Raw genomic sequence first — 17,855 nt, forward strand, 5'->3', positions numbered from 1 at the left:
GTATCTTTCCGAACAAACTTTTGATATCCATGTAAGCCAATGCACGGCCGGTCCCTCCTGACGGGAAGGAGCACCATGCGTACGGGTGTCTGGCTGGTGGGGGCGCGCGGCTCGGTCGCGACCACCAGCATCGTCGGGGCGCTCGCCCTGCGAGCCGGGCTCACCGGCCCGACCGGCTGCGTCACCGAGCTGCCCGACGTGCGTGGGCCCGCCCTGCCGGCCTTCACCGACCTGGTCTTCGGCGGGCACGACCTCGCCACCGTCCCGGTGGCCAAACGCGCCGAGGCCCTCGCCGCCGCCGGCGTGCTGCCCGGCCGGCTGGTCGCCGCCCTCCCCGACGAACTGGCCGCCGTCGAGCGCGAGCTGCGCGCGGCCCCCACCGCCGGCACCCAGGCGGACCGGGCCGCCGCGACCGTACGCGACCTCACCGACTTCCGGGGCCGGCACGAGCTGGACCGGGTGGTCGTGGTCAACGTCTCGGCCACCGAACCGGTCGCCCGACCGCACCCGGCGCACGCCGACCCGGACACGCTGCGGGCCGCGCTCGCCGGTCCCGACGAGGTGCTGCCGCCCAGTTCGCTCTACGCGTACGCGGCGGTGCATGCGGGCTGTTCGTACGTCGACTTCACCCCGTCCACCGGGCTGCGGCTGCCGGCCCTGGCCACGCTGGCGGCGCAACGCGGGATTCCGTACGCCGGGCACGACGGCAAGACGGGGGAGACCCTGGTCAAGTCGGTGCTCGCGCCGATGTTCGCGATGCGGCACCTGGCGGTGCGCTCCTGGTCCGGGATGAACCTGCTCGGCGGCGGCGACGGCGCCACCCTCGCCGACCCGGCCGCCAACGCGGCCAAGGTGGAGAGCAAGCAACGGGTGCTCGGCGAGACGCTCGGTTACCTCCCGCAGGGCGGCACCAGGATCGAGTACGTCGAGGAACTGGGCGACTTCAAGACCGCGTGGGACCTGGTCACCTTCGCGGGCTTCCTCGGCACCGGGATGCGGATGGAGTTCACCTGGCACGGCTGCGACTCCGCGCTGGCCGCGCCCCTGGTGCTCGACCTGGCCCGGCTCGTCGCCGCCGCGCACGCCGCCGGCCACACCGGCCCCCTGCACGACCTGGCCTTCTTCTTCAAGGACCCGCTCGGCGCGTCCACCCACTCGCTGGCCGACCAGTGGACCCGGCTGTGCGGCTTCGCCCGCCGGCTGCACGCGGGAGGTGCCGATGCCCCGCGCGACTGACCTCGCCGAGCTGGTCCGGGCCCCGGCCGCGCTCTCGGTGCCCGGCGACGTCGTCGCCGGCGCGGCCGCGGCCGGTGCGCTCGACCGGCGTACGCCCGCCCTGGCCGCCGCGTCCGTGCTGCTCTACTGGGCGGGAATGGCCGCCAACGACTGGGCCGACCGGCGGCTGGACGCCGTCGAACGCCCCGAGCGGCCCATCCCCAGCGGCCGGGTCACCCCCGGGACGGCCCTCGGCCTCGCCGCCGGGCTCACCGCCGCCGGGGTCGCGCTGGCCGCCACCGCCGGGGGCCGGCGCGCCGCGAGCGTCGCCGTCCCGCTCGCCGCCGCCGTCTGGGGGTACGACCTGGCGGCGAAGAACACCCCCGCCGGACCGGCCGTGATGGCCGCGTGCCGGGGGCTGGACGTGCTGCTCGGCGCCACGGGTGGACGGGTGCTGCGGGCGGTGCCGGCGGCGGTCACCGTGGCCGCCCACACGTGGACGGTCACGGCACTCTCCCGCCGGGAGGTCACCGGCGCCGACGCGGCGCTGCCGCTGCGTACCCTCGCCGGCACCGCCCTGGTCGCCGCCGGCGCCGCCACCGTCCCGACGGGTCGTGCCCGGTCCGCCGGTCGCGCGATGCCCCGCCGGCGGCGTGGCCCGGCCGGCGTCGAGATGCTGCCGGCCCTGCTGGCCGGCTCGTACGCGGCCCGCTACGGCGCGGCCCAGGCCCGGGTGGTGGCCGATCCCTCCGCCGCCCGGGTGCGTGCGGCGGTGGGGGCCGGGATCACCGGGCTGCCCGCGTTGCAGGGCGCCCTGGCCGCGCGCGCCGGCGCCGGGCTGCTCGGATTGGCGGTGGCGGCGGCCGCGCCCCTGGGCCGCCGGCTGGCCCGGAAGGTCTCCCCGACATGACCACCCCGAGCCCCCGGCACGCGGCCCAGGAGCCCCGGAGCGCCGGGGCGGCCGGCCGCGGCGACGGCGGGCTGCGGTTCGGCTACGGGACCAACGGGTTCGCCAACCACCGGCTGGCCGACGCGCTGGCGGTCATCGCCGACCTGGGCTACCAGGGCGTCGCGCTCACCCTGGACCACGACCACCTCGACCCGTTCGCGCCCGCGCTGGCGCGGCGGGTGGCCGCCGTCGCCCGCCGGCTGGCGGCGCTCGGCCTCGCCGTGGTCGTCGAGACCGGCGCGCGGTACCTGCTCGACCCGTGGCACAAGCACGCCCCGACGCTGCTGCACGACGACCCGACGCGGCGCGTCGAGTTCCTGCGCCGGGCCGTGCGGATCGGCGCCGACCTGGGCGCGGAGGCCGTCTCCTTCTGGGCCGGCGTACGCCCCGACGCCGTCCCGCCGCCGACGGCCTGGGACCGGCTGGTCGCCGGCTGCGCGACGGTGGTCGACGCCGCCGACGTGGCCGGGGTGACCGTCGGCTTCGAACCGGAGCCGGGAATGCTGGTCGAGGACATCGCCGGCTGGCGCCGGCTGCGCGGCGCGCTCGGCGACCCGGCCCACTTCGGCATCACCCTCGACATCGGACACTGCCGCTGCCTGGAGCCGCGGTCGGTCCCGGCGTGCGTGCACGAGGTGGCCGAGCACCTGGTCAACGTGCAGATCGACGACATGCGCCGGGGCGTGCACGAGCACCTGGAGTTCGGCGCCGGCGAGATCGACTTCCCGCCGGTGCTGCGGGCCCTGGCCGACGCCGGCTACCGGGGGCTGGTCGCCGTGGAGCTGCCCCGGCACTCGCACGCCGCACCCGCCGTCGCCGCCCGCTCGCTCGACTTCCTGCGTACCGCCACGAAGGAAGCCGCGCAACGGGATCGGTGACGGGGCCACGCGCAGGGCAGCACGAGAGAGGAGACGGGATGACACCGGATTCACTGCGGGCCGCGCTGCGGGGGGTACCCGAGCCCGACTGGCTCGACGCGGCGGTGCGGCGGGTGGCGGCGGAACCGGCGGCGATCGGCGGGCTCTTCGCGGCTGCCGGCCGGCGCTGCGGCCGGGCCCCGCTGACGGAGCCGGCCGGTTGGAGCGCCGACGAGGCGGCCCGGGCGCTGCTGCTGACCGCGCTGCCCGCCGACCACGCCCCGCACGCCGAGTCGCTCTACCGCCACGGCGACGCCGCCGAGAAGCGGGCCGTGCTCAAGGCCCTGCCGCTGCTGCCGATCGGCGCGGCCGGGGTGCCGCTGCTGCACGACGCGATCCGCACCAACGACACCCGGCTGGTCGCCGCCGCCCTCGGCCCGTACGCCCGGCACCTCGACCCGGCCGCCTGGCGGCAGGCGGTGCTCAAGTGCGTGTTCACGGGCGTGCCGCTGGCCGTGGTGCACGACCTCGACGCCCGCGCCGACGCGGAACTCGCCGCGATGCTCGCCGGGCTGGCCGCCGAGCGGCAGGCCGCCGGCCGCACGATGCCCGCCGACGCCACCGCGCTGCTCGGCCGGCTCACCACCGGTCCCGTCCCGATCACCGCCAGGGAGGCGTGATGCGCATCTTCGACCCGCACATCCACATGACCTCGCGGACCACCGACGACTACGAGCGGATGGCCGCGGCCGGCGTCCGGGCGGTGGTGGAGCCGGCGTTCTGGCTCGGCCAGCCCCGCACCAGCGCCGCCTCCTTCGCCGACTACTTCGACTCGCTGATCGGCTGGGAGCCGTTCCGGGCCGGGCAGTTCGGGGTCCGCCACCACGCCACGGTCGCGCTGAACCCGAAGGAGGCCAACGACCCGCGCTGCCGCCCCGTGCTCGACCTGCTGCCGCGCTACCTCGACAAGGACGGCGTGGTGGCGGTGGGCGAGATCGGCTACGACTCGATGACGCCGGAGGAGGACGACGCCTTCGCCGCCCAACTGGCCCTGGCCGTGGCGCACGACCTGCCGGCGCTGGTGCACACCCCGCACCGGGACAAGGCCCGGGGCGTCGAGCGCAGCCTCGCCGTCGTGGCCGAGTCCGGCATCGAGCCGGGCCGGGTGGTGCTCGACCACCTCAACGAGGTGACGGTGAAGTTGGTCCGGGACACCGGCTGCTGGCTGGGCTTCTCCATCTACCCCGACACCAAGATGTCGCCGCCGCGCATGGTGGAGTTGCTGCGGGCGTACGGGACCGAGCGGGTGCTGGTCAACTCGGCGGCCGACTGGGGGCGCTCGGACCCGCTGCTCACCCGGGCCACGGGGGAGGCGATGCTGCTGGCCGGCTTCACCGACGACGACGTCGACCGGGTGCTGTGGCGCAACCCGGTCGAGTTCTACGGCCAGTCCGGGCGGCTGGACCTGGCCGACCTGGACCGCGCCGACGTCGACCCGCCGACCGGCACCTGGGCCGGCAACTCGATCCTGCGCGGCGGCAGCTGATGCGGCTGCGGCACGCCGGCGGCGACACCGTCCACCTCGGCTACTGCACCAACGTGCACCCCGCCGAGGACCTCGCCGGCATCCTCCGCCAGTTGGACACCTACGCCGTGCCCGTCCGCGAGGCGGTCGGCGCGGACCAGCTCGGCCTCGGGCTGTGGCTGGCCGCCCCGGTCGCCGCCGAGCTGGCCGCCGACCCGGCGGCCCGTCGCCGGCTGTGTACCGAGCTGACCGTCCGGGGGCTGGAGGTGGTCACGCTCAACGGCTTCCCGTACGCGGCCTTCCAGGCGCCGGTGGTCAAGGGCGACGTCTACCACCCGGACTGGACCACGGGCGGGCGGCTCGCGTACACCCTGGACCTGGCCCGGGTGCTCGCCGACCTGCTGCCGGACGACGCGGCCCGGGGCTCGGTCTCCACCCTGCCGCTGGCCTGGCGGCGGCCCTGGGACGCCGGCCGGGCGGACGCCGCGCGCCGCCGGCTCGACCAGCTCGCGGCCGGTCTCACGGCCGTCGAGCGGGACACCGGCCGACCGGTCCGGGTCGGCTTCGAGCCGGAGCCGGGCTGCGTGGTGGAGAGCACCGGACAGGCCGTCGCGGCACTGTCCGGCGTGGACACCGACCGCCTCGGCGTCTGCCTGGATCTCGCCCACCTCGCCTGCGCCTGGGAGGAGCCGGCCGACGCGCTGCGCCGGCTGCGGGCCGCCGGCCTGCCGGTGGTGAAGGTGCAGGTCTCGGCCGCCATCGAGGCGCCGGCCGAGGCGACGGCGGCGTTGCATCGCTGGGTGGAGCCGCGCTTCCTGCACCAGACCCGCGCGGCCGGCTGCGCGGGGGCGGCGGATCCGGCCCACCCCGCCCATGCCGCCGACGACCTGGACGCCGCCCTGGCCGCGCGGCTGCCCGGGCCGTGGCGGGTGCACTACCACGTGCCGCTGCACGCCCCGCCCGAACCGCCGCTCGGCTCCACCCTGCCGGTGCTGCGCGCCGCGCTGGCCGCGCTCTACGCCGGGCCCGAGGCGGGCTGCGACCACCTCGACGTCGAGACGTACACCTGGGGGGTGCTGCCGGCGGCGCGGCGGCCGGGCACCGACGCGGAGCTGGCCGCCGGGATCGCCGCGGAGCTGGCCTTCGCCCACGCCGAGCTGGTCGCCCTCGGCCTGGCTCCGGAGGCCCGTCCGGCGGAGGTGCCGACATGAGCGAGCGTCTGCGAGTGAATCATCGACACAGCGCCGGGGTGCCTCATGGCGGCGCCGAGCGGAGCGGGGTGCCGACATGAGCGAGCGTCTGCGAGTGAATCATCGACACAGCGCCGGGGTGCCTCATGGCGGCGCCGAGCGGAGCGAGGTGCCGACATGAGCCGGCGGCTGGTGGTGCTGGACGTGGTGGGGCTGACCCCGCGCCTGCTGGCGCACATGCCCCGGTTACGCGCGGTCGCCGACGCCGGCTTCCGCGCCGAGCTGGGCACGGTGCTGCCCGCGGTGACCTGCTCGGTGCAGTCCACCTTCCTCACCGGGCTGCCCCCGGCCGGGCACGGGATCGTCGGGAACGGCTGGTACTTCCGGGATCTCGGCGAGGTGCTGCTCTGGCGCCAGCACAACGCGCTGGTCGGCGGGGAGAAGCTCTGGCAGGCCGCCCGTCGCGCCGAGCCCGGCTACACCGTCGCCAACGTCTGCTGGTGGTACGCGATGGGCGCGGACGTGGACTGGACGGTCACCCCGCGTCCCGTCTATCACGCCGACGGGCGCAAGGAGCCGGACTGCTACACCGACCCGCCGGAGCTGCACGACGCGCTCACCGACCGGCTCGGCACCTTCCCGCTGTTCAGCTACTGGGGGCCGGGCGCGGGGCTGGCGTCGTCGGCGTGGATCTGCCGGGCCGCCGAGCGGATCCTCGCCGAGCAGTCCCCGGACCTGACCCTGGTGTACGTTCCGCACCTCGACTACGACCTGCAGCGCTTCGGCCCCTCCTCTCCGCAGGCCGCCGCGGCGGCGGCCGAGCTGGACGGGGTGCTCGGGCCGCTGCTGGACGCCGCCCGGGCCCGGGACGCCACCGTGGTGGTGCTCTCCGAGTACGGCATCACCGACGCCTCCCGCCCGGTCGACGTCAACCGGCTGCTGCGCGCCGAGGGGCTGCTGCGGGTGCACACCCAGGCCGGCATGGAGTACCTCGACCCGTGGACCTCGCGGGCCTTCGCGGTCGCCGACCACCAGGTCGCGCACGTCTACGTCCGTGACCCGGCCGACGTGCCGGCGGTGGCGAAGCTCTGCGCCGCGCTGCCCGGGGTGGCCGAGGTGCTCGACGCCGACGGCAAGGCCGCGTACGGGCTGGACCATCCGCGCGCCGGAGAACTCGTCCTCGTCGCCGAGCCGGACGCCTGGTTCACGTACTACTACTGGCTCGACGACACCCGCGCGCCGGACTTCGCCCGCCTCGTGGAGATCCACCGCAAACCCGGCTACGACCCCGCGGAGCTGTTCTTCGACCCCGCCGCCCCCGGTGCCGCCAAGCGGCGCGCCGCCGTGGCGCTGGCGCGCAAGAAGCTCGGGCTGCGCTACCTGATGAGCGTGGTCGGGCTGGACGCCGGCGCCCAGGCGGTGCGCGGGTCGCACGGGCGGCTCCCCGCCGACCCGGCCGACGGGCCGGTGCTGCTCTGCTCCGACCCGTCCGCCGCCCGGGACCGGGTCGCCGCGACCGAGGTGAAAGCCCTGCTGCTGGAGCTGGCGGGGCTGGTCCCGCCGGCCGCGTCGCCGCCCCGGGCCGCGCCGCCGCCCCCTGCGGCGGCGGCCGGACGACCGGGGGAGGCGTCGTGACCGTCACCGTCGCGCCCCCCGACACCGGCGAACTGCGGGCCCGTGTCGACGCCGAGTTGGCCGCGTTCCTCGACCGGCAGGGCCGGGACTGGCCGGACGGCGCGCCCCGGGGCGTCTTCACCGCGCTGCACCGGTTCGTGCTGGCCGGCGGGAAGCGGCTGCGCCCGCTCTTCTGCTACTGGGGCTGGCGGGGCGCCGGCGCCCCCGACGGCACCCCGATCGTGGTGGCCGCCGCCGCGCTGGAGCTGTTCCATGCGTTCGCGCTGATCCACGACGACATCCTCGACGGCAGCGACCGCCGCCGGGGCGAGCCGTCGGTGCACCGGCTCTTCGCCGACCTGCACGCCCGCTCGTCCTGGCGGGGCGACCCCGAGGCGTACGGGCGCAACACGGCCCTGCTCTGCGGCGACCTGTGCGCCGCCTGGTCCGACCAGATGTTCCACGAGTGCGGGCTGGACGCCGCGCGGGTGCACCGGGGGTGCGCCGTCTTCGCGCTGATGCGCACCGAGGTGATCGCGGGCGAGTACCTGGACCTGGTCTCCGGGGTGGGCGACGGCTCGGTGGCCAGCGCGTTGACCGTGATCCGGATGAAGGCTGCCCGCTACACGGTCACCCGGCCGCTACAGATCGGGGCGACGCTGGCCGGGGCGGGCCCGGGGCCGGTCGCCGAGCTGGCCGCGTTCGGCGACCCGCTGGGCGACGCGTTCCAGCTGCGCGACGACGTGCTGGGGGTCTTCGGCGATCCGGCCGTCACGGGCAAGTCGGTCCTGGACGACCTGCGGGAGGGCAAGCCGACGGTGATGATGGCGCTGGCCCGTGGCGCCGCCGACCGGGCGCAGGCCGCCAGGCTGCGGGAGCTGTTCGGCAACCCGGCGCTGGACGCCGACGGAGCCGCCGAGCTGCGGGACATCATCGAGCGTACCGGCGCGCGCGAGCGGATCGAGCGGATGATCCGGGTGCGTGCCGATGCCGCCCTGGCGGCCCTGGCGGAGGCCCCCGTGACCCCCGAGGCCCGTGCCGCCCTCGCCGCCCTCGCCGCCCAGGCCGTCGACCGTACGCTCTGATCGGCCGCCGCCGCCGGCCGCCGCCGCCGGCCGCCGCCGGGACTTTTCGCGGGATCGACGAAAGTTCACGCCGATCGGTCGGAACATGTGGACACATAGACGTGTGTCATTTAGCGTCGGGCCATCGCGAAGATGTTTCGTCGAGGTGAACCGGCGGCGCGGGAACCCATCGACTGGTGACCTCCGAGCGGTGGCACACCCCACCCCTCGCAGGCCACGGCCGGCCGGGACACCACCCGGCGGCCGACCCATCCCCGCTACGGCATCCGGCGCGACGGCGCGCGCCCGCCCTGGCAGTCACTGGTCAGGAAGGGACGGCACATCCATGTCCACGAAGGACGCCTCCACCCACGGGACCGGTCGACGGTCCGCCGCCGCCGGCACGGCGCTGCTGCTGGCCGCCACCGCCACGGTCGCCTTCGGCGCCGGCCCCGCCGCGCTGGGCGGCCCCACTCCGGCCCAGGCCCACCCCATCGTCGGCACCGACTTCCAGCAGGTCACCCTCGCCAAGGGCGTCGCCGAGGTCGGCGAGCCCATGACGATCGCGGTGCTGCCGGACCGGTCGGTCCTGCACACCGCCCGCAACGGCACCGTCCGGCGTACGGACTCCGCCGGCACCACCTCGGTGATCGGCACGCTGCCGGTCTACACCCACGACGAGGAGGGGTTGCAGGGCATCGGGGCCGACCCGAACTTCGCCAGCAACCGGCACATCTACCTCTACTACGCCCCGCCGCTGTCCACCCCCGCCGGCGACGCGCCGGCGACCGGCACCGACTTCTCCGCCTGGCAGGGCGTCAACCGGCTCTCCCGGTTCACCCTCAACGCCGACTTCACCATCAACACCGGCAGCAAGGTCGACATCCTCGACGTGCCCGCCGACCGGGGCATGTGCTGCCACGTCGGCGGCGACATCGACTTCGACGCCGCCGGCAACCTCTACCTCTCCACCGGCGACGACACCAACCCGTTCGACTCGGCCGGGTACGCGCCGATCGACGAGCGCACCAACCGCAATCCCGCGTACGACGCGCAGCGCAGCGCGGCCAACACCAACGACCTGCGCGGCAAGATCCTGCGGATCAGGGTGAACGCCGACGGCACGTACGCGATCCCGGCCGGGAACATGTTCGTCGACTCGGACCCGAGGACGCGCCCCGAGATCTACGCGATGGGCTTCCGCAACCCGTTCCGGATGAGCGTCGACCGGGCCACCGGCATCGTCCACGTCGGCGACTACGGGCCGGACGCCGGCACCACCAGCGCCCGGGGCCCCAGCGGACAGGTCGAGTTCGACCGGGTCACCGGCCCCGGCAACTACGGCTGGCCGTACTGCACGGGCACCAACACCGCCGCCGAGACGTACGCCGAGTGGGACTTCGCCACCGGGACCGCCGGGGCCAAGTACGACTGCGCCGGCGGGCCGACCAACAACTCCTTCCGCAACACCGGCCTGCCCACCCTGCCCGGGGCGAAGCCCGCCTGGATCCGGTACGCCGGCGACGCCGGCAGCCCGCCGGAGTTCGGCGGCGGCTCCGAGTCGCCGATGGCCGGCCCGGTCTACCGGTACGACGCCGCGCTGGACTCCGCCACCAAGTTCCCGCAGTCCTTCGACGGGCAGTTCTTCGCCGGGGAACTCGGCCGGGGCTGGGTCAAGCCGATCCACCTCGACGCCGGCGGCGCGCCGGGCACCATCGACACGTTCCCGTGGAACGGCAAGCAGGTCATGGACATGGCGTTCGGGCCGGAGGGCGCGCTCTACGTGCTGGACTACGGCACCGGCTACTTCAACGGCGACGCCAACTCGGCGCTGTACCGGTACGACCACATCGCCGGCGGCAACCGCGCGCCGACCGCGGTCGCCTCGGCCGACAGGACCTCCGGCACGGCGCCGTTGACCGTGAACTTCTCCTCGGCCGGGTCGTCGGACCCGGAGGGCGGCGCGCTGACGTACTCCTGGAACTTCGGCGACGGCACCACGTCGACGACGGCCAACCCCAGCAAGACCTACACCGCCAACGGCACCTACCAGGTCACGCTGACCGTCCGCGACCCGCAGGACGCCACCGGCACGGCGAACGTGCAGATCGGGGTCGGCAACACCGCGCCCACGGTCACCATCAACAGCCCGGCCAACGGCCAACTGTTCAGCTACGGCGACACCGTGCCGTTCAGCATCACCGTGACCGACCCGGAGGACGGCGCGATCGACTGCACCAAGGTCAGGATGACCTACGTGCTCGGCCACGACAGCCACGGCCACCAGATCACCTCCAGGACCGGCTGCTCGGGCTCGATCACCATCCCCGTCGACGGCGAGCACGACGACGCGGCGAACATCTTCGCCATCTTCGACGCGGAGTACACCGACGCGGGCGGGCTGACCACGCACAAGCAGCACACCCTCCAGCCCCGCAAGCGCCAGGCGGAGCACTTCAGGACCTCCTCCGGCGTCAACACCTTCGACAAGGCCACGGCCGAGGGCGGCAAGACCGTCGGCGACATCCACAACGGCGACTGGATCGCGTTCGAGCCGTACAAGCTCAACGACGCGACCTCGTTCAGCGCCCGGGTCTCCTCGGCCGGCTCCGGCGGCACCCTCCAGGTGCGGGCCGGCTCGGCCACCGGCACCGTGCTCGGCTCCGCGGCGGTCCCCGTCACCGGCGCCTGGGACACGTTCACCACGGTCAGCGGCAGCCTGTCGGGGGCGCCGGCCGGCACCACCACGCTCTACCTGACCTTCGCCGGCGCGGGCACCGGGGCGCTCTACGACGTCGACTCGCTCACCTTCGCCACCGGCGCGGCGGTCCGCACCGGCCCGGTCGTCGGGCTCGGCGGCAAGTGCCTGGACGTGCGCAACGCCGCCACGGCCGACGGCACCCAGATCCAGATCTACGGCTGCAACGGCACGGCGGCGCAGACGTGGGCGGTGACGCCGAACTCGACGGTGCGGGCGTTGGGCAAGTGTCTGGACGTCTCGGGCGGCGGTTCGGCGGACGGCACGAAGATCCAGCTCTGGACGTGCAACGGCACGGGCGCGCAGAACTGGTCGGCGCAGCCGGACGGGACGCTGCGCAACCCGCAGTCCGGCAAGTGCCTGGACGTCTCGGGCAACAACCCCGCCGACGGCACCGCCGTGCACCTGTGGACCTGCCACACCGGCGCCAACCAGAAGTGGACCCTGCCCTGACCCGAAAGGAACGGCTCCTGCCAACGCCTGGTGCAGAGGCAGGGGCCCTTCCTACCGTCTGTTGGGAGAGCGACATGCGCAAACTCCTGCGAACCGTCCTCGGCGCGGCCACCGCCGTCCTCGCCGTCCTCGCCTGCACCACCCCGGCCGCCCCGGCCAGCGCCGCCGACGCCCCGTACGACGTGCTGGTCTTCTCGAAGACCGCCGGCTTCCGGCACGACTCCATCGCGGTCGGCACCCAGGCCATCCGCGACCTCGGCGCGGCCAACAACTTCACCGTCACCGCCACCGAGGACGCCGCCCAGTTCACCACCGCCAACCTGGCCCGATACGAGGCGGTCGTCTTCCTCAACACCACCGGCGACGTGCTCGACGCCGCCCAGCAGGGCGCCTTCGAGGCGTACATCGGCTCCGGCGGCGGCTTCGTCGGCGTGCACGCCGCCGCCGACACCGAGTACGGCTGGTCGTTCTACGGCAACCTGGTCGGCGCGTACTTCGCCTCGCACCCGCACATCCAGCAGGCGAACGTGAAGGCGGAGAACCGGGCGCACGCGGCCACCGCGCACCTGCCGCAGACGTGGACCCGCACCGACGAGTGGTACAACTACCAGACCAACGCCCGCTCCACGGCCCGCGTGCTGGCCACCCTCGACGAGTCGTCCTACTCGGGTGGCTCGATGGGCGCCGACCACCCGCACTCCTGGTGCAAGACCCACAGCGGCGGCCGAGCCTTCTACACCGGCGGCGGGCACACCCAGGCGTCGTACGCCGAGCCGGCCTTCCGGGCCCACCTGCTCGGCGGCATCCGGTACGCGGCCGGCCGCACCAGGGCCGACTGCCGCCCCGAGACCGGCTACACCACGCTCTACGACGGCTCGACCACCGGCTGGTCCCAGGCCGGGCCGGGCGGCTTCGGCAACGCCGACGCCACCCTCACCTCGGTCGGTGGGATGGGGCTCTACTGGTACAGCGCGAAGCAGTTCACCAACTACTCGCTCAAGCTGGACTGGCGGCTCGCCGGCGACGACAACTCCGGCGTCTTCATCGGCTTCCCGCCGTCGAGCGACCCCTGGTCGGCGGTGAACAACGGCTACGAGGTGCAGATCGACGCCACCGACGCGGCCGACCGCACCACCGGCGCGGTCTACACCTTCAAGTCCGCCGACCTCGCCGCCCGGGACGCGGCGCTCAACCCGCCGGGGGAGTGGAACACGTACGAGCTGCTCGTCGAGGGCGAGCGCCTCCAGGTCCTCCTCAACGGCGTGAAGATCAACGACTTCACCAACACCGACCCCGCCCGGTCACTCGCCGGCCACATCGGGCTCCAGAACCACGGCACCGGCGACGACGCCTCGTTCCGCAACATCCGGATCAAGGAGTTGGGCACCACCCCGCCGACCGGCGACACCACCATCCAGGCGGAGGCGTTCAGCTCGGCCGGCGGCGTCACCCCGTTCACGAAGGCCGGGGCGAACGGCGGCCAGACGCTCGGCCACATCGACCCGGGCGACTGGGCCGCGTACGACGGGGTGGACCTGACCGGGGTCACGTCGTTCCGGGCGCGGGTCGTCTCGGGCGGGCCCGGCGGCACCCTCCAGGTGCGTACCGGATCCACGACCGGCACCGTGCTCGGCGCGGTCGCGGTGCCGAACACCGGAAGCTGGACCACCTTCGCCGACGTCACCACCACCCTCGGCGGGGTCCCGTCCGGCACCCGCAACCTCTACCTGACCTTCACCGGGTCGGGCTCGGGGCTCTTCGACGTGGACGACTTCACCCTGGTCAGGCCCGGCGGCAGCGGCGGCGTGGGCCCGATCCGGGGCCTGGCCGGCAAGTGCCTGGACGTGCGCAACGCCGCCACGGCCGACGGCACCCAGATCCAGATCTGGACCTGCAACGGCAGCGCCGCGCAGACCTGGACGGTGACGCCGAACTCGACGGTGCGGGCGTTGGGCAAGTGTCTGGACGTCTCGGGTGGCGGTTCGGCGGACGGCACGAAGATCCAGCTCTGGACGTGCAACGGCACGGGGGCGCAGAACTGGTCGGCGCAGCCGGACGGGACGCTGCGCAACCCGCAGTCCGGCAAGTGCCTGGACGTCTCGGGCAACAACCCCGCCGACGGCACCGCCGTGCACCTGTGGACCTGCCACGCCGGCGCCAACCAGAAGTGGACCCTGCCCTGACCCGGGTCCCCGCGATCTTGCAGTTGGTGCCCCGGCGTCTCCGGCGGACGCCGCGAAACACGGGCCGGGACTGCACGATCGCGGGGCGGGAGGGCGGGCAGGCCGCGGGGGGTTTCCTCGGGCCGCCGGGGTGCCTAGAGTGGGGACGGCGACCGTTCTGGTGGCCGGTGACCCGGCGGGAGGCGCAACCCGGCGGGTCTCGGTGCGTCCCGCACCCACCGGCACACCCCGCGGTCCCGCCGTTCACCGGTACCGGCCGGTCACCCTCGCCCCGGCCCGCCCGTACGGAATCCCCCATCACGACAGGGGAGAAGGACAATGGCGCGACCCATCACGCTCTTCACCGGCCAGTGGGCCGACCTTCCGTTCGACGAGGTCTGCCGGCTCGCCTCCGAGTGGGGCTACGACGGGCTGGAGATCGCCTGCTGGGGCGACCACTTCGAGGTCGACAAGGCCCTCGCCGACGACTCGTACGTCGACCGGAAGCGGGAGACCCTCGCGAAGCACAACCTGAAGGTGTACGCGATCTCCAACCACCTGGTCGGTCAGGCCGTCTGCGACCACCCCATCGACGAGCGGCACCAGGGCATCCTGCCGGCCCGGATCTGGGGCGACGGCGAACCCGAGGGCGTACGCCGACGGGCCGCCGAGGAGATCAAGGACACCGCCCGGGCGGCGGCGAGGCTCGGCGTGGACACCGTCGTGGGCTTCACCGGGTCGTCGATCTGGCACACCCTGGCGATGTTCCCGCCGGTGCCGCCGGAGATGATCGAGCGGGGCTACCAGGACTTCGCCGACCGCTGGAACCCGATCCTCGACGTCTTCGACTCCGTCGGGGTCCGCTTCGCCCACGAGGTGCACCCGAGCGAGATCGCGTACGACTACTGGACGACGAAGCGGGCGCTGGAGGCCGTCGGGCACCGGCCCGCGTTCGGGCTGAACTGGGACCCGTCGCACTTCGTCTGGCAGGAGCTGGACCCGGTCAACTTCATCTTCGACTTCGCCGACCGGATCTACCACGTCGACTGCAAGGACGCGAAGGTGCGTACGGGGGACGGGCGGCGGGGCCGGCTCGCCTCGCACCTGCCGTGGGCGGACATGCGGCGCGGCTGGGACTTCGTCTCGACCGGTCACGGCGACGTGCCCTGGGAGGACTGCTTCCGGGCGCTGAACGCGATCGGCTACGCCGGCCCGATCTCGATCGAGTGGGAGGACGCCGGCATGGACCGCCTCGTCGGCGCCCCGGAAGCCCTGCAGTTCGTCCGGCGGCTCGCCTTCGACGCCCCGGCCGCGGCCTTCGACGCCGCGTTCAGCAGCAAGGACTGAGCACCCGCCGGCGGCAAGGACTGAGCACCCGCCAGCAGCGAGGACTGAGCACCCGCCAGCGGCACGGGCCGAGTCACGGCTGCCGGCCGACGCCGCGTTCGGCGGCACGGACCGAGGGCCCGGCAGCGGTCACGGCCGCGTGCGGCAGCGGGGACTCGGCCCGCAGCGGAGGCTCAGCCCGCGCTCGGGGGCCGGCCGCCGGTCGGCCCCCGTCAGCCGGCCGAGAGGAGGTGGTCGCTGACCAGCCGCGCCGCGCCCACCGCACCGGCGCGGTCGTCGAGGTCGGAGAGCACGATCGGCATCGTGCCGGTGGCCAGCGGCGCGGACCGGCGGTAGACCACCCCACGGATCTCGGCCAGCAGTGTGTGGCCCAGCCCGGCCGGCGCGCCCCCGATGATGACGATGCCCGGGTTGAAGAAGCTCACGAGACCGACCAGCACCTGACCCAGGCGGCGGGCCGCGTCCCGGGCCAGGGCCTGCACGGCCGCGTCGCCCGCGCCCGCCGCCGCGACGACGTCGGCCACGGAGAGGGTGCCCGCCTCGGCCAGCCGGGCCGCCAGCGCCGTGGACCGTCCCGCGCGGGCCGCGGCGAGCGCCGCGTCGACCAGCCCGCGGTCGCCGCAGTACGCCTCCAGGCAGCCGGTTTCGCCGCAGGCGCAGCTCGGTCCGTCCTCGGTCAGCGGCAGGTGGGCGATGTCCCCGGCGCTGCTCGTCGCGCCCCGGTAGGGCGTGCCGCCGAGCACCAGCCCACAGCCGATCGCGGTGCCGAGCTTGACGTAGAGGAAGTCGTCGAAGGTGCGCCCGACCCCGGCGTGCTTCTCGCCGAGCGCCATCACGTTCGCGTCGTTGTCGACCAGGGCCGGGCAGCCCAGCTCGGCGGCGAACGCCTCGCGCACCGGGAACCGGTGCCAGCCCGGCATGGCCGCCGGGGAGGCCGGCGTGCCCTCGGGGAAGTCGACCGGCCCCGGCAGGCCGACGCCGACCCCGGTGAGGTGGGCCAGACCCAGCTCGGCCCGCAGCTTTCCGACCAGTTCGACGGCCCGGCCGAGCACCGGCTCCGGCCCCACCCGGACGTCGATCGGCTCGGCGACCCCGGCGAGCACGGTCAACTCGCCGTCCGTCACCGTGACGCTGATCCGGTCCGCGCCGACGACGACGCCGGCGAAGCGCACGCCGCCGGCGACACGCAGCATCGAGGACCGGCGACCGCCGCGCGACGCCGCCGGCCCCGCGGTCTCGACCAGGCCCCGCTCGACCAGCCGGTCCACCTCCGCGGCCAGCTTGGACCGGGACAGGCCCACCGCGTCGCCGAGTTCCACCCGCGAGCGGGGACCGTCGTCGCGCAGCAGCCGGACCAGCCGTGCCTGGTACGCGTTCTCAGGCCGGACGAGGACCATCGCCATCACCTCCCGGCCTGAAGTCTTCCACGGCGCTGTTACCGGCGTGTGGCGCGCGGGGCCGCGCCCGGTCGTCCCGGACGCGGCCCCCAGGTGCGTGTCGGGTCCGTCAGCCCCGCAGACCCGACATGTGCTGGAAACTGAGCTCCGCGTAGCGCAGCGACCGGCCCGGGTCGGTGGCGCCGCCCGGTGCGTTGTCCTGCTCCCACATCGGGTTGTGGTAGCCCTTGGCGCCCATGTTGGCGAAGAACCCGCCGTAGTCGATGTCGCCCTGGCCGAGCGGCACCATGTCGTACCCCGCACTGCTGGCGGGGTTGAACGCGCCGTCCTTGGCGTGGAACAGCGGGAACCGGATGGGCTGGGCGGCGACCACGGCCAGCGGGTCGAAGATGCTGGTCTGCACCACCCCGTCCGGGTCGGTGTAGCTGCGGAACCGGTGCTGGGCCACGTGCGCCCAGTAGATGTCCATCTCGAACCAGACCCACTCCGGGTTGGTGTGCGCGATGAAGTACTCCAGCTTCCGCACGCCGGAGGACCGGGTCGGCCGGCCCAGGGCGTCCAGCGGGCCGCTGTCGAGCAGGAAGTTGTACGCCGCGTCGTGGTTGTGCGTGTACAGCTTCAGCCCGCGGGCGGCGGCCATCTCGCCGAAGGTGTTCCACCGGTCGACGGCGGCGTCCCAGTCGGCCTTGTAGTTGCTGCCGGTCGGGTCGCTGCCGGTGCCGATGTGGGTCATGCCGAGGATCTCGGCGGTGTCCAGCGTCCGCTCGAACGCGGCGATGGTGTCCGGGGTGACCGTGCCGGGGATCGAGGCGTGCGAGCCGTTGGCCCGCAGCCCGTTGTCGTCGAGGATCGTGCGGATCTCCGCGGCGGTGATCTGCCGGCCGAGGATGGTGGTGTGCTGGTTGTAGCCGGCGAACTCCACCTCCTGGTAGCCGATCTCGGCGAGCCGCCCGAGCACCCGCTCGAAGCCGTACGGCACTCCGCTGGTGTCCGGGGCGGCGCCGATGCGGTCCCGGACGCTGTAGAGGATGATGCCCCGCTTGCCGGGCGGGACGAGGACGCCGTTGCCGTTGGCGCCGGCGGCGGAGGCGAGTCCGGTGGCGCCGACGGCCGCCGCGCCGGCCACGCCGGCGAGGGCGCCGAGCATGCGGCGACGGCTCATCCCGTGCTGACTGTCGTTCATGGGTTGCTGCCTTTCTCGGTGCGGGGAGGGTGGATCCGGGCCGGGGCCACCGGCGGTGACCCGGGCACGTCGGTGGGCGCCGTGGCCGGGTGACCCGCAGCAGCAGCGCCAGGCGGCCCCGCGGGGGGGAACGCCCAGCAC

Annotated in this window: 13 protein-coding genes; 11 read left to right on the plus strand and 2 right to left on the minus strand. The window is 74.5% G+C overall.

Going from position 1 to position 17,855, the window contains the following annotated elements; translation table 11 throughout:
• Positions 1-75 precede the first annotated feature (75 nt).
• From ABZ793_RS02480 to ABZ793_RS02530, 11 genes are all read left to right on the plus strand, one after another.
• The gene (locus ABZ793_RS02480; RefSeq protein WP_357450737.1) at positions 76-1,236 is read left to right on the plus strand and encodes an inositol-3-phosphate synthase; all 1,161 of its coding nucleotides are present in this window, start codon (positions 76-78) and stop codon (positions 1,234-1,236) included.
• Positions 1,220-2,125: an SCO3242 family prenyltransferase gene (locus tag ABZ793_RS02485; protein WP_357450740.1), complete on the plus strand. Its 906-nt coding sequence runs from the start codon at positions 1,220-1,222 to the stop codon at positions 2,123-2,125. Before ABZ793_RS02480 ends, ABZ793_RS02485 begins: the two co-directional genes overlap by 17 nt.
• Complete coding sequence (locus ABZ793_RS02490) at positions 2,122-3,042, plus strand: sugar phosphate isomerase/epimerase family protein (protein ID WP_357450743.1); 921 nt, start codon at positions 2,122-2,124, stop codon at positions 3,040-3,042. Before ABZ793_RS02485 ends, ABZ793_RS02490 begins: the two co-directional genes overlap by 4 nt.
• 38 nt (positions 3,043-3,080) lie before the next feature.
• Positions 3,081-3,701: an EboA domain-containing protein gene (locus ABZ793_RS02495; protein WP_357450746.1), complete on the plus strand. Its 621-nt coding sequence runs from the start codon at positions 3,081-3,083 to the stop codon at positions 3,699-3,701.
• Positions 3,701-4,567 carry a TatD family hydrolase gene (locus tag ABZ793_RS02500; protein WP_357450749.1) on the plus strand — a complete coding sequence of 289 codons (867 nt, stop codon included), beginning with the start codon at positions 3,701-3,703 and terminating at the stop codon, positions 4,565-4,567. The genes ABZ793_RS02495 and ABZ793_RS02500 overlap by 1 nt, the downstream gene beginning before the upstream one ends.
• Complete coding sequence (gene eboE, locus ABZ793_RS02505; RefSeq protein ID WP_357450752.1) at positions 4,567-5,757, plus strand: metabolite traffic protein EboE; 1,191 nt, start codon at positions 4,567-4,569, stop codon at positions 5,755-5,757. Before ABZ793_RS02500 ends, eboE begins: the two co-directional genes overlap by 1 nt.
• Positions 5,758-5,913: 156 nt before the next feature.
• Positions 5,914-7,371, plus strand: a complete 1,458-nt coding sequence (locus tag ABZ793_RS02510) for a nucleotide pyrophosphatase/phosphodiesterase family protein (protein WP_357450754.1) — start codon at positions 5,914-5,916, stop codon at positions 7,369-7,371.
• Positions 7,368-8,435 (plus strand): polyprenyl synthetase family protein, encoded by a 1,068-nt coding sequence (locus tag ABZ793_RS02515; protein WP_357450757.1) that lies wholly within the window; start codon positions 7,368-7,370, stop codon positions 8,433-8,435. The genes ABZ793_RS02510 and ABZ793_RS02515 overlap by 4 nt, the downstream gene beginning before the upstream one ends.
• 325 nt (positions 8,436-8,760) lie before the next feature.
• A complete protein-coding gene (locus ABZ793_RS02520; RefSeq protein ID WP_357450760.1) occupies positions 8,761-11,625 on the plus strand; it encodes an RICIN domain-containing protein in 2,865 nt (954 codons plus the stop codon).
• Positions 11,626-11,699: 74 nt separating this feature from the next.
• A complete protein-coding gene (locus tag ABZ793_RS02525) occupies positions 11,700-13,808 on the plus strand; it encodes a ThuA domain-containing protein (RefSeq protein WP_357450763.1) in 2,109 nt (702 codons plus the stop codon).
• A 318-nt stretch (positions 13,809-14,126) separates the two neighbouring features.
• Positions 14,127-15,134, plus strand: a complete 1,008-nt coding sequence (locus tag ABZ793_RS02530; RefSeq protein WP_357450766.1) for a sugar phosphate isomerase/epimerase family protein — start codon at positions 14,127-14,129, stop codon at positions 15,132-15,134.
• Positions 15,135-15,346: 212 nt separating this feature from the next.
• On the opposite strand, the gene ABZ793_RS02535 is transcribed toward ABZ793_RS02530, so the two are convergent.
• Both ABZ793_RS02535 and ABZ793_RS02540 read right to left on the minus strand, forming a co-directional pair.
• A complete protein-coding gene (locus ABZ793_RS02535; RefSeq protein ID WP_357450770.1) occupies positions 15,347-16,531 on the minus strand; it encodes an ROK family transcriptional regulator in 1,185 nt (394 codons plus the stop codon).
• A gap of 109 nt (positions 16,532-16,640) precedes the next feature.
• Positions 16,641-17,714 carry a sugar phosphate isomerase/epimerase family protein gene (locus ABZ793_RS02540; protein WP_357450773.1) on the minus strand — a complete coding sequence of 358 codons (1,074 nt, stop codon included), beginning with the start codon at positions 17,712-17,714 and terminating at the stop codon, positions 16,641-16,643.
• Positions 17,715-17,855 lie beyond the last annotated feature (141 nt).

The sequence above is a fragment of the Micromonospora sp. NPDC047465 genome (assembly GCF_040643125.1).
In the GTDB taxonomy this organism is placed as follows: domain Bacteria; phylum Actinomycetota; class Actinomycetes; order Mycobacteriales; family Micromonosporaceae; genus Micromonospora.